This window comes from Coleofasciculus sp. B1-GNL1-01 (assembly GCF_040220235.1).
GTDB lineage: Bacteria > Cyanobacteriota > Cyanobacteriia > Cyanobacteriales > Coleofasciculaceae > Coleofasciculus.
Genome location: NZ_JAVJTO010000104.1, coordinates 1 through 15,806 on the forward strand (window position 1 = coordinate 1; position 15,806 = coordinate 15,806).

The following is a 15,806-nucleotide window of genomic DNA, read 5'->3' on the forward strand; positions in this document are numbered from 1 at the left end:
TTCCTCTTCTTCTGCCAGTTCTAGCTCTGACTCGGCAGCGTTTTAATTTCAGCTTCTCTTCCAGAAGCTTGACTTGAAAAAGTTCAAAAATGTTTGTTCTGAATTGACACAGGGAGTTCCCATGATTATTGCTGATTTAGACTATTTGGCAGACGTTTGTGAAGCCAACAGTATTGAAGGTGGACAAGCTTTCGCTGAATCGGATGCTTTTGCTTCGGCATCAGCCTTCGGTCAGTTCTTCTCCGCTACCGACACCTTCACGTCTACTTCGACCTTTGCTGGACGCTCTTTCTTTGGCAGCTTTTCATCATCTTCTTCGTCTCGTTCTAGCTCGGACTCTACAGGGTTTTAGCGTGAGCCATTTTTCAAGGAAGTAGTTAACTAGAGAAATCGCTGAAGCTTAAAACACATATAAATGTAAATTAAATGTTAAAAAGCTCTCAGCGGTTTCTTGAAAAGGAGAGATGTATGAGTCAACTAAGAATTGTCGATCTAAATTTCTGTGAGAGTCAATGTTCTGATCATCGTCAAGAACAAGTCCAAGGAGGTTTAAGTACCTTTTTAAGAGGTTCTTCCTCTTATAGTAGCTATGCTGCTAGCGCTGCAACTGACTACAACGCCGATTATTTTGTCAACTATTCCTTTGACAGAAGCGGTTATTCGGTTGCCATCGGAACAGAATACTCCACAGCCGCAGCAGGTGGAGGAGCTGGTGCTATTTCAGATGGTTTCACTTTGGTATCCGTATTTACCAATGCCAATGCTTTCTAAAGCCATGGGACATTGACATTAACACTGTAGGCTATTGATTGGCAACTTTTCCAATCAATAGCTTACTGGAAAATAATTGTTGACCTTCTCCTACCGAGAATTGTGGCTAAACATGAATAATCGTCCAAGTGCATCTGTTGAACTCGATGAAATTCTTAATTTCTTAAAGAAAAATACACAATTAAAGGAAGTTTATCAGAACATCTTATATCAAAGTATTATCAATCAAACCGCTGAAGAAAAGGGAATAACAATTGCAGCAGAAGAAATCCAAGCAGAGGCAGATCGCTATCGGCAAGCTAAGCACTTGCAAAAGGCTTCAGACGCCGTAGCTTGGCTCGCTGATCAGAAGATAACACCAGATGACTGGGAAGCTGGAATTCGCGATCGGCTATTGGCGAAGAAATTAGCGGATTGTCTGTTTTCTCAGGAGGTAGAAACGTTTTTTAGCCAAAATCGCCTGGAATTTGACCAGGTATTGCTTTATCAAATTATTTTAGCGGATGAGAAGTTGGCAGAAGAACTCGTCTATGAAATTGAAGAACAGGAAATCAGCTTCTATCAAGCCGCTCACATCTATGACATTGATGAGAGGCGTAGACATCAATGTGGATATGAAGGTAAGCTTTACCGTTGGAACTTAAAGCCGGATATAGCCGCACTGGTTTTTGGGACTCCAGCCGGAAAGGTGATCGGTCCCATCCAGATCGACCAAGGTTACTCGATTTTTCAGGTTGAAGAGTTTATCCCGGCTAAATTAACGCCACAGAGATGTCAAGAAATTCTGGATAAAATGTTTCAGGAGTGGTTAGCGAGGGAGTTAACCTATAGACTTCATAGTCAAATGGTTTAATGAGTTCCTTTTATCTGATAGGGAGAATCTGAATGGTGATCGACTGGAGAATTATTAGACAAAAGATAACCTCATCGGACGGTAAAAGAACGGCGATCGCTCAGAGCATGACTAGTGCAGCCGGGGATGGCGAGATAAAAATTAATCACGACGTCACCGTTAAAATTGATTCTGGAAATAGTTATAGCAGTAGTTCTTCAGCAAGTTCCTCTGCATCTAGTTTTCATTGAGCGGGTAAGGTTCGAGAGTCGCCTCTCTCCCCTATACGCATCTTTTCTAACAATCCTGAAAACCTTGTTTAACAAGGCTTTCAAATTCAAGCGCTGCCACGATGCTTAACAAATTACCACAAAGCTTTCTTGATATAAACCCAATTTTATTGAGAATGTGGGTGGGATAGCGCGAGAATGATCGCTCTGGCAAATATTAAGAAAGTTTGTTTTTGATTCCCCATCCAACTCCGATCAGGCAGAAAACTAGTAAAGCTAATAACGTGGATGATTCAGATACTGTTTTAACCATTACCCGATTGGTTTTAGCTTCTACTAAAGTCAGGTAAGTTAAGCTGTTGAATGTCCGAGATAACTCTCCTTTAACGGAGGCTTCAGCCATTTCTTGGTTTCCGGTAAAGGCTGTCTCAAACGTAGTATGTCTGGGGAAATAAGTTAAGCCAGTACTCTTGTCATCACTAAGAAAATCCCCATTCCCTGCAGTGGTTAACTGTCCAGCGATAATCAGGAAATCTAAAAGTTGCCAATTATCTGCATCTGTAGTGTCGTAAAGGTTCAACGCTATTTCAGCTTTTGCATTTGACCGTTCAAATTCTGGATCGTCTATTGAACTTTTTAGTCCTAAAAATGCATTAAAATCGAAGAAAAATGTTTCATCTTCTTCGACCATGAAATTGTAGCCAATGACAGCAGCATTACTTTCGGCTAGTGCAAAGTAGCTATTACCTTCACCCTGGGCTGTACTCAATGAATTGTTGTTCGCTTTGGTCATTGTACCCAAGGGATCAGTGACAAAATTTGCATCAGCATTAGCATTAGCTACTGCCTGACTATTCCTGGCAATTGCCAGAGTTTGGGTATCAGTTAGAGTAAAAATATCTACAGGAGCGTGACTGAAGTTATCCAAATTGACCCAGGCTTCAGATGTAGCTAGAGTTGCAGCTAACGTTGGTGTCGTAGTCACACAACAGCTTGTTACTACCGGAGTAACGATGAGGGAAAATCGTTGAGCAAGAACTTGACTAAATTTCATCACATTTATCTTTCCTGTGCGATCGAGTTTCAAGAAATCGCAAATTGCTGACTCAGGGCAACAAAGTCACGAAAAAATTGCGAATCCTAATGAATCGGCAATAAAACCAATACAAATCAATCATTTGTATTATTACACTAAACTGAAACTGTGTGTAGTGCAGGTCGGGTGTGAGATGTGGGGAAAATATCAGCACCACTACAGCAAAGTAGGTTGGGTTGGACGATAGCGAAACACAACAGGCTCTCCCTGGGTTGGGTTACTCAAAAAGAATGCTCCGCCTACGTTCCAAGAACCCAGCCTACAAAGGTAACATGCTCCCGATGTAAACGTCTGGGACGAATTCTTAACAATGAGATTACCTGGTTTTAAATCAGTACGGATAAAATTTATATCTAGAGAATAGTCATCTGAAATCTCCTGTGAGATGCCAGTTTGAGCGATAAGTGCATTTGCTTATTCCGTTAGGGATACATTTGCATCAAACGGAGTCAACTCCTTCTAACGCGGAAGCAAGCTGTTCATCCTTCAAATGACTGATTCAGATTCGCCGTCAAGACCTAGGTGCAAAGTCTTTGTAATTATGTACATCAACTCATTCAGACAATCATGGCAACCCGAAGTGGTAAGAGTCGCTTTGACAGAGTGGATTGGCAAAGGTTTGACTCGCTATTTTTTGATAGGGGTGGCGGCGGCGTTCTTTTGCTTTGTTGGTGATAGTTATCGACCCGTACAGGCAGAGGCGGAAAGCATCGTTGTTGATATGTCGGTGTATGGTCAAGTTGAGTATGGAGACTTTTTCCAGCGGGCAGAGGCGATTGCCAGCGACGAAATTCGTCGTCAATTTAGTCAAAACCCCGATCTTTCAGACATTCAGGTTGTGGTTGTCGGCGATCGCAACGGCGAAATTGTGCCCATTCTCACGACTACTGTGTCTCGTACTCAGTGGCAAGAAACTCCCCGCGTGAGTGTCTGGACTAAGCACTATCATGCCTCATACATTCTACTCCAGCCTCATCAAGGGCAGCCGACAGCAACCGTGGCAAAAACTCCTGTTCGGGCGACTATCGGGACTCAACGTCCGAGTTCCCAAATTGATCAAGCCTTAGATGAAGGTCGTCTGACTGGGGCAGAGGCACAGGACTATTTAGATGAATTGAATTAGTGATTGTGATGTTTGGCAAGTTAGGTGTGACCGTTCACTGACACCAGAACATATTAATGTTTCCCGATTGACAAATGTAGCGTCTTGGGAGGGAAACCCTTCCAGTTTGAAACTGGGCTGACTTGACGTGGCTGAGTTCGAGTATAGAGCAGTTTTCAGTTCACACAATTACCGACAACAGCGTCAATATTAACAGGAGAGTGCAATTGATTCACGACAACAGAAGCAGCAATACGTCAGGCAATCGTCCGTTTCAGGACATACTCCAAGCCAGAATGTCTCGGCGAAACGTACTCGCTCGTAGTGCAACGCTGTCAGCCACTGGCTTCTTAGCCGCACTGGCTGGCGATCGCTGGTTAGATCGAGGTGCGGCGGCGGCGATGACTGAAGGGTCTAGAACCGCTGCAACCCAAGGAGTTGGTAATGCGATCGCTCAAGCTCCAGGCAGCCGTTTGATTAACTTCACGCCTGTTCCTGTTGTTGACGGTACAGGACCCGTACCCACCGTTTCAGCGGATTACCAGTATGACGTGCTGATTCCCTGGGGAACCTCGATTCAGCCCGGTGGTCCAGAATACAACGGTGACCCGAGTACCCGCCCGACGGCTGCCGAGCAAGCCCAACAAGTTGGAATTGGTCACGATGGTATGTGGCTGTTCCCGATTGGAAATAGTAATGACCGGGGCATGTTGGCGATTAACCACGAGTTTGGTCGTAATCAACACGTACTCGGCAAGCGGACACCGGAGAGTCTTGAAGATGTGCGCCTCTCTCAGCATGCTCACGGCGTATCCGTCGTTGAGATTCAAAAGACCAATGGCAAGTGGCAAAGGGTTGGCAGCTCGAATGCTCGTCGTATTCATGTCAATACACCCGTAACGTTCAGCGGACCTGTTGCTGGTCATCCACTGTTGCAAACACCAGCAGGCAATTCTCCAAAAGGTACAGTGAACAACTGCGCCAATGGTCACACTCCTTGGGGGACTTACCTGACTTGTGAGGAGAACTTCAACGGTTACTTCGGCGCTACAGGTAGCTGGACACCCACGGAAGCACAAGAGCGTTATGGCTTCCTTCCCGGAGGGTTTGGCTATGGCTGGCACAACTTTGACCCGCGCTTTGACCTCTCAAATCCCAGTTACACCAACGAAGAGCATCGCTTTGGCTGGGTGGTCGAGATTGATCCCATGGACGCTTCTCAGACGCCCGTAAAACGGACGGCATTGGGTCGGTTTAAGCACGAAAATGCCGAGCTTGTCGTCGGACGAGGCGGTCGTGCTGTGGTATACATGGGCGATGACGAACGCTTTGACTATATCTATAAGTTTGTTTCAGAAAGCAACTGGCGATCAATGCGGGCACGGCGTATCAGCCCCTTAGACCGAGGAAAGCTCTATGTCGCCAAGTTTAATGATAATGGCACGGGCGAGTGGCTGGAACTCACGATTAAGAATCCAGCTCTGGCGGCTCAGTTTGCCGACCAAGCTGAGGTGTTAACCTTTGCCCGTCTAGCTGCTGACACCTTAGGTGCCACGCCGATGGATCGTCCGGAGTGGATTGCTGCTGCTGCCAATGGTGATATCTATTGCAACCTCACGAATAATACCCGTCGTCAAGTTCCTGATGCCGCTAACCCCCTGGCACCTAATCCCTTTGGTCACATCATCAAGTGGCGAGACAGCGACAACCACGTCGGCACTACGTTCACCTGGGACATCTTTGTTCTCGCTGTCGATACCCACGATACCGAGAAAAGCGCCTTTGGTAGTCCGGATGGTCTCTGGTCTGATCCCGATGGCAGGCTGTTTATTGAGACTGATGGTACTCAGCCTGAAATCAATGGCGTGAGACCGAATGACCAACTGCTGGTTGCTGACACAAACACGGGTGAGATTTGTCGCCTCTTCACTGGGGTAACGGGTTGTGAAGTGACGGGTCTTGCGAGAACCCCTGATCGCCGGACGCTGTTTGTCAACCTTCAGCATCCAGGTAATGGCAATCCAAGTCAGACCAACTTCCCAGCATCCCAAGGTAGCGGCAAAATCCCCCGTGATGCAACGGTTGTGATTACTCGCAAAAATGGCGGCATCGTTGGTTCCTAAGTTGGCACGCTCAAATGAGGCTGGTGGGCAGTGCCACACCCTACGGTAAAAGGTTGTGGCGCTCCCCCTAATGACTGGAGCGTGCCATTCGTCCTCAGTTGGTCTAAGGTTGGAAGTTTGTCAACTCCTGCTTGGCTTGGGGCGATCGCAAACAAACGTTGTTCAACAGTATTTACATTAGGTGATTTTATGAAACGCTTAGCTCTTGCTGCAACAGTGGCGTTAGGTTGGGCTGCACTTGCTGCACCTGCTCATGCTGCACTCTTTAGCTGGGATATTGAATATACCGGTTGGTGGGAAGAGGATGGCGGCGGCTCCATTTCGGGTACTATCTTCGCCGATGAAGGCGATGCGGCGGATGGTATTGTATCGGCTGATGAGTTGAAGGCTTGGGAATGGAACTGGAGTGGCGATGATGCCGTATCCGCATTTTCCATTGCTTCTGACGAGGAGGGTGCGACAACGGATTTTGAGCCGAGCTTCTATGTGAATGATACTCTCAATCAACCCATAGGAATAGATTTCGTTGATCCAGACAATCTCGACCAAGGCTCCTTTATTTCCGGTTCTGGCAATGAACTTCTAGATTTGCAGGCTTTACTGGTTATTTCGTTTATGGATGGCGTTGAGTCAGTCTCCGTAGGAAATCCGACTGCAACAATTGGAACTGTGACTGTTTCAGAATCTACTGCCGTTCCCGAACCCGCTACCATTCTAGGTTTACTGGCTTTAGCAGGGGCTAGTACGGCAACCCTTAAACGTCACAAGCAGGATACCTAAGTCTGCTACTTCTTACCTGCTGCAAGGTGTTCTGTCGCCCAACACTGAAGCGAAAATAAAGAAAAAAACTCCTCCCAGAACTATGCTGAGAGGGGTTTCATTTCAACATGACAAATTAGGGTCTGCTGTAGGGAGTCTTGTGGTGGGGAGAGACAATAGGGAATAGGCTTTGTAGAACAGAGCTGTCTAATTGTTACTGTACTATACAGTGTTAGAAAGTGCTGTAAGATAAGTTCTTAATCATTTTCTCCTCTAACGCACACTCATTCATGTCCACTAAAAAAATGCACGCTAACGAGGTAAGTACCGACGTATCTCTCGTGCGCCGCCTACTTACTTCACAGTTTCCTCAGTGGGCTAATCTAGCGATTAAACCTGTTCCCTCTGCTGGCACAGATAACGCCATATTTCGATTAGGTCATGATCTGTCAGTACGACTTCCTCGAATTGATTGGGCGGAAGCTCAGGTTGATAAAGAACACGAGTGGATGCCCCGCCTTGCCCCCCATCTGCCCCTTGCCATCCCTTTACCACTTGCTCAGGGCAAACCTGATGAAAAATATCCCTATCGTTGGTCTGTCTATAGATGGCTTAACGGTAAAAATGCCTCAATTGACCAGCTTGTAGACCCATGCCAAACGGCAACTGAATTAGCACAATTTATAACGGCTCTGCAACAGATTGATACAACTGGCGGACCCGTTGCAGAAGAACATAACTTACGTGGTGTACCTCTAAAAACTAGAGATAAACTGACTCGTGAATCTATTGCTACCTTGAAAGGTACGATCGATACAAATGCAGCATTGGCTGTCTGGGACGAAGCACTTCAAGCACTTGAATGGAATAATAAACCGGTTTGGTTTCACGGAGACTTGTTAATTGGGAATGTACTATTCGAGCAAGGTCGCTTGAGTGCGGTTATCGACTTTGGAGGATTAGGTGTGGGAGATCCGGCTTGTGACTTAATGATTGCATGGAGTCTTTTCTCTGGTGAGAGTCGAAAGGTATTCCGTGAGACGTTAAATGTTGATGATCACACTTGGGCAAGAGGTCGCGGTCAAGCTCTATCCCAAGCTGTCATCTTCATCCCCTATTATTTGAATACTAATCCTCTAGGCGTAGGGTATGCGCGACAGATGATTCAGGAAATTCTTGCTTAATCACCGGAAATAACGGGTCTCGTCGCCCCATCCTTCTAGGACATCGGTCAAGAAACCGGGTTATGAAAGGTGAAAGGTTGATATTGCCTTGTCATCCTCACTCCTTTCCCCGGTTTCTAGGAATACTTGACCGACGCTCTAGGACGGCTTTTTATCAGGATAAACAAAATCTGAGCCGAACTAAGACAACGCCATCATGCGATCGGATTCGCCTTCGCCTCTTCTACCCTGAACTAAAGGTGGACTGAAGGGCGGATAACTTTCTTTTGCCGGAGGCAGATTACCGAAAAAAGTGCCGTAAGCGGGAATTTTCAAAATATTGCCCTGTCGCTGTGCCGTCATATCTAGACCTCGAATTGTCTGACACTCAGCATAGGGCGATAAATCGTACTCCGTTGACATTTCACTCAAATTGAACAAACAAATTAACCGCTGCTCCTCCGTTTCTCGAATCAAACCGAAAATCGGTTCCTCTGTTTTGAGCATCTGACAATCCCCTCTCATCAGAGCCGGTTGCTGTTTGCGCCAATGCAGAAAACGACGCCAGGTATTGAGCAAAGAATTGGGTTCATTGTCTTGCAGATTAACTGCCCGTTCTCGATGGGATTGGGGGACAGGTAACCAAGGCTTAGAGGCAGTCGTAAAGCCCCCATGTAGGGAATCAGCTATCCAGGGTATCGGTGTGCGCGAGCCATCTCGTCCAGGGAGAATCGGGTAAAGGGCTTTGCCAAAGGGGTCTTTGATTTCTTCTACGGGAATATCTTCGGGTATTCTGGCGACAGGCAACCCTAATTCGTCTCCTTGGTAGAGACAAAATGCTCCTGGTAAGGATAATAGCAGCCCAACCATCATCTGATAGAATCCCTCTGGGTAAGGTTTACCCGAAGCCTCCTTACCCGTCCAGCACGATCGCAAACGACCATAATCATGATTCCCGACGCACCAACAATTTCCGCCATCGGGGAAGTGAGTGAGAACTTTCTCCAATGTTTGATACAGGCGGGTAGCGCTGATGGATTCGTCAAATAAGAGGGCGCTATTGTACGCTAAATGCAAGCACTGATCACCGACGTACTCACTCGATAGGGCAATTGAATCCTCAGCCAGGGTAACTTCACCTAGAGTAATCACACCTGGATACGCCTGGACGAACTCGCGGATGTGTTTGAGGACTTCTATTGTTTCCGGGCGACAGAAGTTGTACTTAAACAGTTGATGGGCAAAGGGATTTTTGGGAGATATGCCATCTGGTAAAGAAGCATCAGCAGGGCGCACGGGATTGTCTCGTAATTCTTGATCGTGGAAGTAAAAATTAACCGCATCCAAACGGAACCCATCGACCCCCAGTTCCAGCCAAAACCTCGCCTCTGCCAAAACTGCTTCAATCACAGCGGGATTATGCCAGTTGAGATCCGGCTGACTCTTGAGAAAGTTATGGAAATAGTATTGTCCGCGTTCGGGACTCCACGTCCAACCACTGTCACCTAGAAAAGCGGATCGCCAATTATTGGGTGGCGAACCATCTGGTTTCGGATCAGCCCAAACATACCAGTCCGCTTTAGGATTGTCTCGACTGCTGCGGCTTTCTTGAAACCAGGGATGCCGATCTGACGTGTGACTCCAAATTTGGTCAACAATCACTTTCAATCCCCGTGCATGGGCAAGGGCAAGTAATCGCTGGAAATCCTCCAAGCTGCCATACATGGGATCGATAGAACGCAAATCTGTGGGATCATATCCCAAATCTTCCCGTGGCGATTCATAAATCGGACACAACCAAATGGCATCTACGCCTAGGGCAGCGATGTAATCTAACTTGGCGATAATGCCATTAAGATCCCCTTCACCATCACCACTCGTATCGAGGAAACTGCGAGGAACTATATGATAAATTACAGCATTTTGCCACCATTTTACCGTTTGCATGGGATCACCTCTCACATCTGAGGATGAGTTTGATGACTGAGTAACGGGAGAATAAACAACAACTTACCCGCTCAATCAATGGATTATGACCAGGATTTCTCTAAAAAACAATTAGCATTTCCCCGCGTCAGAGTAGGGAAAGCCGATCTTGGTTTAATCTGGAGTTTAGACTCAATCCAAACGAAACCCGATATAGGCTCACTTTCCCTGTTTAATTTTGATGATCATTCTCATAAGTGGGTGGACACAAGTAAAGTTAACGGTTGAGATTAGGGAACTCTTAACGGGGAACAGAGACAATCAGAATGAACCCAAATCTATCACTGATTGTGAGGCGATTATTTCGTTCTCTGTGTCAATCTGTGTCCCCCACGATTCAGGGTTCTGTCTGCGCCCTCCTCGTCTGTGTGATCTGTGTTTTTGTCAATACTTAGTTATGATTTTTATCGAAACTTTAAAAAAATACATGCGTCGAAGGGGACATTGGCAATGAGACTAAAACCGGAAATTATACAAAGTTTTACGAATATTCAAGGAGTTTAGCTGTGTCGGGATGATTAAAACCCATAAAAAACCCACCATAGATAGTATACCTGAAAACCGCACAAGTTGCTCACAATCGCCGTAACCCTTGAAATTTCGTAGATTATTTCGGACAAGGGGTAAAAAACGAGCAATTATGACGTTTTGTTGAGACCTGTACCTGATTGGAAAATTCAAACTGTTCTGGGGGAAAGAATAGTTTAAATTATTAGAGCTTGACAAGTTGAGCCGAAATGACATTGAGTCGAGGGAAGGATATGTCAGTAGCGAAGGAGAAAGAAACAGCCAAGTGGTGTGTCGTGAATCGTTGTTATCACACCTGAGTGCGATCGCCCAGGGATGATCGGCTCTGATTAGTCTAAGCTGTTCGGCATTTAAAACCTTAATGTCAATAATGGCGAAATCCTTGCCGTAGTGCGAGCATCTTGCTCGCTACCCATTCCCAATTTAAATGCATGACGGCTTAAAGTCTGACTACTTAGTTTTTTGGACTTCAACTTGAAATGCGGAGTCTGGCTTTTAAAACGAGTACTGTTCCTCTGGAAATTCTCGATGTTCAGTTGAGTCAGCCTTGCCGTTAGCCGTGGCAGAATTAGCCAAATTCCCACGACTTAAATGTCGGAACATCCAAGCCCGAACCAACAACAATCCAGCCAGAACAGTCAAAAACACACAAACTCCTAGAAGGCGGTCAATGGGAATATCGAGTACTCCCTTTAAAATGACTTCCCGCAGTGCAGAAACCAGAGAAACTTCCACGGCGGCTCCTACCGATATTCGCTGCTCTTGTAGATAGATAATTAAGAGCCGGAATAGCTCGACCAGTATCAGAATGAATAAGATATCAGAGGTGATGACCTGAAAATTTAGAGGCTTGAGGAGGGAGACATACATCTCTCCTAATCGAATTAACATCACACAAAATAAGCCAACACAGAGGGAAATGATAATGAAGTTCTGGAAAACCTCCAAATTACGAACGATGGTATTTCGTGAGAACCAAGACTTCCGTAGCATCTTCAGGAAAGATTCACTTCTCATAGCTACAGTCGGGTGATCAAGTCAAAGATTCTAACTTAACGGGCGACGAGTTTCTCTATCCACAACAAAACGCCTAAGCCGAGGCTCTAGACTATGCCTGTTATGAAGGGAAAATACTTACTGTTAACGGGGTAGTTAGTCCGAATCTGATTCATTTTGCTTTAACCCCGCTAGATACTCTTGTCCTTTAGTTGTAATTTTGCCTCGAACAAAATGAATGGGTTGAGGTAAAATGGCGAAGGCAGCATAGGCTCCGGGAGTAAATTCACCCTCAATGAAACCTTTTTCTTTTAGATAGTCGAGGTGAAAGACAAGGTCGTACTCGTCATTATTGAACAAATGAGCAATGTCTTTCTCTTCAAAGCCTGTTTCTCCTTGTTCCGCCGCAATTTCTAAGACTTGCTGTAGGATTTGTTTGTATAGTTTCATCCTTTCCTCCTTTAATTGTGTTGCGATTGTTGTAGAAATAACGGTGAAATTCTTAAATTAATTGGAGGCTTCAAACAGCTTGTATCGCTTGCGAACAGGAGTGTGATAGGACTCCACCCAGTCTCCAGCAAGAACGTCCATTTCGGTGGTAATCTGTTGCCACTGAGCAGGCGTACACCAAGATGGCTCTACCCAGTCAATTTCAAACTCCCCACCCAACTCTCGCCCTAACGCCCAAAGGTTAACGTTCTTGGGAACATCCCAGACGACTAGAGAGATTTCACTCCAGAAATTCCACGGCGACTCTGGGTGAACTAAATCGCCAATAACTCCTACTCCTCCTACTTGATAGTCCTGCTGTAATTTACGAGCTACCTCTAGAGCCACCGATCGCGCTTTTTGCCGTCGTTCCTGATCCGTTGAATAACGTTGCTCCAGTTCAACGAGCGCAGTTATCCAGTCTTGGGACGGAAACAGCTTCACGGTTTCGACTAAACCTAGACTCATCAACAGCATTCCCAGGGCATTTCGAGTTCCCATTGTCCCGCCGACGAGGGGATAGCGTCCCCCATAACCCTCGAATTTAGCTTCCGGACACCAAGAAACAAATTGCTCGAATTGGATAGAGACGGGTTCTAGTTCAACTTGAGGGACAAAAGGCAACGTTCCCCAAACTAACTCTTCGCCTTCTACCTCACGCATAACCCAGTCGCCTTTTTGATACGGCGCTTGAAAAATGGGCAACTTTTGGTCATAAGGCAGCCACAAATGATTCGGCGTAAAGGTCAACCCTTCAATCCCCCGATAACAGCCATCGGGGTCTAATTTCTGCGGTTGATAGCCCCAGTCAGTCAGGCGAAACAACTCAACCTGCTGCTGCACTGGGTCGATAGTCCAATAGTGGCTAACGCCACCTGCTTCATAGCGACGAAATCGCTCTTGTTTGTCGAATTCACTATGTTCTGGCAGGAGTACCTCAATAACTAAGTCCGCTGGACCTTCAAAAAACCAGTGGTGATAGCCTTGCAAACGGCTGACTGGCATAAACATCAGGTCTGGGGTAAAAGCGTCTTCTCCCAGGCGCATCACAAAGTCGCCACCGATGCACTTGCCCAGACTGGCAATACCGACAGCCGTGAACAAATCTTGGGTTAGCAGGGTGCGGACGTGCCAATGTTTGCCAAGATGCCGTGATCCTAACGGAGGAATGGATGGGGCTTGATCGGGGTAATTCCTTGCCCATTCTGATAAATCCGATTCCGATGGGGCGTCAAAGGCAACCCGCAGCGCTTCGTACCATAGCTTCACAGGTGCAAATGCTAGGGCGCTTTCTTTCCCCCAGCCCTGAATGATTTCTCGCAGTAACCACCGACTACCCGCAAGGCTTCCACCGATGACGAACTGCCCATCAACCAACTCAAAGCGCATTTCTGGGCTAGTCGCTTCAAATTCCTCGATCGCATCCGTTGGATGAGTCATGGTTGTTTCGCCTCCTCTGTTTTTACCTTGTGAAAGAGCGATCGGGTTTCTCATGGCTTTTGGGGATCGCTGGCATCAGAAACCCGATGTGAGAGTGATTAATGTCCGTCAGAATTGAGAAATAATTTAGGGAGAGGCTCTAACCTCCCTAAACCCTACTTACTTTTTACGAGCGATTTGTGTCCAAGCAGAATCTAGAACTAATTTCACCCGTGCTTTAGCACGGCTGGCGCTATGCTGTAAGCTTTCCCATTTGTCCTGCAAGAACTCTCTCGCCTCAGCCAGAGCATTTTTGTTGTGCTGACCCGAAGCTTCCAATTCGTCACTGACCTGTTTAATTTTGACGCGGACGACGTCCGGTTTATCCCCAGGAGAAATTAAAGAGCGCAACCGCGAATTCATCGCATTCACCAAAGTCTTAACCTGCTGCGACTTCTCGCTCAAAAATCCCTTGAGTCCCTCTGATTCACTTTTGAGTCGCTCGGACGCCCCGTCTTGCAAGATAATGACTTCAGAGTTGATTGCTGCTACGTCTTCCGGGAACAATACCGCCCGTTCTCCAAAAGGAGTCGCAATGTCACCTCCCAAGATATAGGCGGCAATTTCTCTAGTTTCCCAATCAAAGAGAAAATCCTCTACCCAACCCGAGGAATCTGTGTTGGGAGAGCGAACTGCCAAGCGGTGCAAGGGACGAAGATTTGCAGGCGGCTCAACCACCGTCCGGCTATACGTTAAAACAGCATCAGGCTCAATGACTTCCACCTGCTCTAATGGTGTATATCCTTGAGTTCCGGCTAAGTAAGCCGCTCGTCCCGTATCATCAACCCAGACCTCTTCAATTGTATTGAAGTTGGTAGCAGTGGTGCGGTCAACTGCCCTCAAACCTATCATCTGACTGCGACGCACAACATTAAGCATAGTGTTTCACCTCCTCAAACTGTTGATGAATGTGTACGGATGCACTATCAGGTTAAAAGCAAGGAAAATAAACCACACAGGGCAATGCCATCAAACACACCCGCCCCGAACAGAAGTAGGGTGACGGGAAGATATATCATTGCTTTGGCAGCGTACCCATCCAGTTGATTGGCGGCTAATCACTACTTCGGTGGCGCTGGTTTCCACCTCATTGCCACCGAAGCAGTATCGAGGATTAGCCAATATTGACCTTAATCGGCTTTTCCTTCTCGTCTTCCACTTTCGGCAGCGTCAGATTCAATATACCCTCCTGGTATTCGGCTTGAGCTTGGGTGTTCTCCACTCGCGCAGGTAGGGGAATGACCCGTTCAAATTTGCCATAGCGGAACTCTGTGCGACTCCAGCCTCCATTTTCACTCTGAGATTCCCATCGGCGTTCACCGCTAATTGCCACGGATTCCGCTGTGACTCGCACGTCTAAGTCTTTCGCTTCCATTCCGGGAATCTCTAGCCGCAGGTGGATAGAATCATCCGTTTCTTCCATTTCGACGGGAGGGACAAAGGTAATCCCCGCAATGTCTCCACCGCCATCCGTTGTCGCCGTGAGTTCGTCAAATAGGCGGTTCATGCGTTGTTGTAGAGTATCAAGTTCTGGGAAAGGTTGCCAACGAACTAAAGCCATAATCGTTACCTCCTTGTTCTGTCAAGTTGTAGAGATGACTGTAAAGAGGTTTGAGAGGTTGGTTTGTACACCTCTTTCGATAATCTAAAGTACAATAACTGGCAGTCAAGCTAAGTTCGGTTTGCTACCCAACAAAAAATTGGGATTACCCTAAACTCAGAAGTGTGGAACGATAGCTTACGCCCCCACTTGACAGGCTGTCGGGTAAATGTGTTATTCCTGCTTACGATTTTGCTTTGACAGTTACTCCAAAGGTCTCACAATGTCCAACAATGAAATGAGGTTCAGTAATAGTCTTCGCCAAAAGCTGATTAAAGACTGCACCCCTCAGGAATTGGTAGCGGCTTTGATGCTTCAGGCAAAATGCGATGCCTTTAACCCAGAGCAGGTATTAGCGGATTTATATAGATATCCTCAGTTATGGCAAAGTTTTTGGATGGGAACGATGCTACCGCTTAACTCCCAGCCGCCGCTTCCCCTGTCACTGATTATGCTCAGAGATCTTCAAGAATTTTGGCATACTGATACACTTTATGTATTAGCTCAAAACCCAATGAGCATTACTCCACTTCAAGAGCTTGGGGAACAGTGGAACTGCGATACAGTGCAGGTTATTGATGGAGAAAAAGCTCAAGCCTTGTTAGGACTGTATCACGATACACCCCCTATTGCTGTATTTTGGTGGGATTGA

15 protein-coding genes are annotated in these 15,806 nt (G+C 46.5%); 8 read left to right on the forward strand and 7 right to left on the reverse strand.

The window, feature by feature from the left end; translation table 11 throughout:
• Positions 1-73 precede the first annotated feature (73 nt).
• The 3 genes from RID53_RS26065 (at position 74) to RID53_RS26075 (ending at position 1,624) form a co-directional block, all read left to right on the forward strand.
• Entirely contained in the window at positions 74-352 is a 279-nt protein-coding gene (locus RID53_RS26065) for a hypothetical protein (protein WP_446390865.1), read from the forward strand.
• 116 nt (positions 353-468) lie between these two features.
• A complete protein-coding gene (locus RID53_RS26070) occupies positions 469-771 on the forward strand; it encodes a hypothetical protein (protein ID WP_446390866.1) in 303 nt (100 codons plus the stop codon).
• A 112-nt stretch (positions 772-883) separates the two neighbouring features.
• The gene (locus RID53_RS26075; RefSeq protein ID WP_446390867.1) at positions 884-1,624 is read left to right on the forward strand and encodes a peptidylprolyl isomerase; all 741 of its coding nucleotides are present in this window, start codon (positions 884-886) and stop codon (positions 1,622-1,624) included.
• 426 nt (positions 1,625-2,050) lie between these two features.
• On the opposite strand, the gene RID53_RS26080 is transcribed toward RID53_RS26075, so the two are convergent.
• Positions 2,051-2,887 carry a hypothetical protein gene (locus RID53_RS26080; protein ID WP_446390868.1) on the reverse strand — a complete coding sequence of 279 codons (837 nt, stop codon included), beginning with the start codon at positions 2,885-2,887 and terminating at the stop codon, positions 2,051-2,053.
• A 583-nt stretch (positions 2,888-3,470) separates the two neighbouring features.
• Here RID53_RS26080 and RID53_RS26085 point away from each other — a divergent pair.
• From RID53_RS26085 to RID53_RS26100, 4 genes are all read left to right on the forward strand, one after another.
• Positions 3,471-4,052 carry a hypothetical protein gene (locus tag RID53_RS26085; protein ID WP_446390869.1) on the forward strand — a complete coding sequence of 194 codons (582 nt, stop codon included), beginning with the start codon at positions 3,471-3,473 and terminating at the stop codon, positions 4,050-4,052.
• Between the two features lie 200 nt (positions 4,053-4,252).
• On the forward strand, positions 4,253-6,154 hold the full coding sequence (locus tag RID53_RS26090; protein WP_446390870.1) for a PhoX family protein: 1,902 nt from the start codon (positions 4,253-4,255) through the stop codon (positions 6,152-6,154).
• Between the two features lie 189 nt (positions 6,155-6,343).
• On the forward strand, positions 6,344-6,934 hold the full coding sequence (locus tag RID53_RS26095; RefSeq protein ID WP_446390871.1) for a PEP-CTERM sorting domain-containing protein: 591 nt from the start codon (positions 6,344-6,346) through the stop codon (positions 6,932-6,934).
• A gap of 269 nt (positions 6,935-7,203) precedes the next feature.
• On the forward strand, positions 7,204-8,097 hold the full coding sequence (locus tag RID53_RS26100; protein WP_446390872.1) for an aminoglycoside phosphotransferase family protein: 894 nt from the start codon (positions 7,204-7,206) through the stop codon (positions 8,095-8,097).
• Between the two features lie 180 nt (positions 8,098-8,277).
• Here the strand turns inward: RID53_RS26100 and RID53_RS26105 are convergent, their stop codons facing one another.
• From RID53_RS26105 to RID53_RS26130, 6 genes are all read right to left on the reverse strand, one after another.
• Complete coding sequence (locus tag RID53_RS26105) at positions 8,278-10,023, reverse strand: alpha-glucosidase (RefSeq protein ID WP_446390873.1); 1,746 nt, start codon at positions 10,021-10,023, stop codon at positions 8,278-8,280.
• A gap of 1,062 nt (positions 10,024-11,085) precedes the next feature.
• Positions 11,086-11,607, reverse strand: a complete 522-nt coding sequence (locus RID53_RS26110; RefSeq protein ID WP_446390874.1) for a phosphate-starvation-inducible PsiE family protein — start codon at positions 11,605-11,607, stop codon at positions 11,086-11,088.
• A gap of 135 nt (positions 11,608-11,742) precedes the next feature.
• Complete coding sequence (locus tag RID53_RS26115; RefSeq protein ID WP_446390875.1) at positions 11,743-12,036, reverse strand: hypothetical protein; 294 nt, start codon at positions 12,034-12,036, stop codon at positions 11,743-11,745.
• Between the two features lie 57 nt (positions 12,037-12,093).
• Positions 12,094-13,515 (reverse strand): Uma2 family endonuclease, encoded by a 1,422-nt coding sequence (locus tag RID53_RS26120; protein WP_446390876.1) that lies wholly within the window; start codon positions 13,513-13,515, stop codon positions 12,094-12,096.
• Positions 13,516-13,674: 159 nt separating this feature from the next.
• Complete coding sequence (locus tag RID53_RS26125; RefSeq protein ID WP_446390877.1) at positions 13,675-14,433, reverse strand: photosystem reaction center subunit H; 759 nt, start codon at positions 14,431-14,433, stop codon at positions 13,675-13,677.
• A 235-nt stretch (positions 14,434-14,668) separates the two neighbouring features.
• Positions 14,669-15,115 carry an Hsp20/alpha crystallin family protein gene (locus RID53_RS26130; protein ID WP_446390878.1) on the reverse strand — a complete coding sequence of 149 codons (447 nt, stop codon included), beginning with the start codon at positions 15,113-15,115 and terminating at the stop codon, positions 14,669-14,671.
• Positions 15,116-15,377: 262 nt separating this feature from the next.
• On the opposite strand from RID53_RS26130, the gene RID53_RS26135 reads away from it, so the two are divergent.
• A complete protein-coding gene (locus RID53_RS26135) occupies positions 15,378-15,806 on the forward strand; it encodes a hypothetical protein (RefSeq protein ID WP_446390879.1) in 429 nt (142 codons plus the stop codon).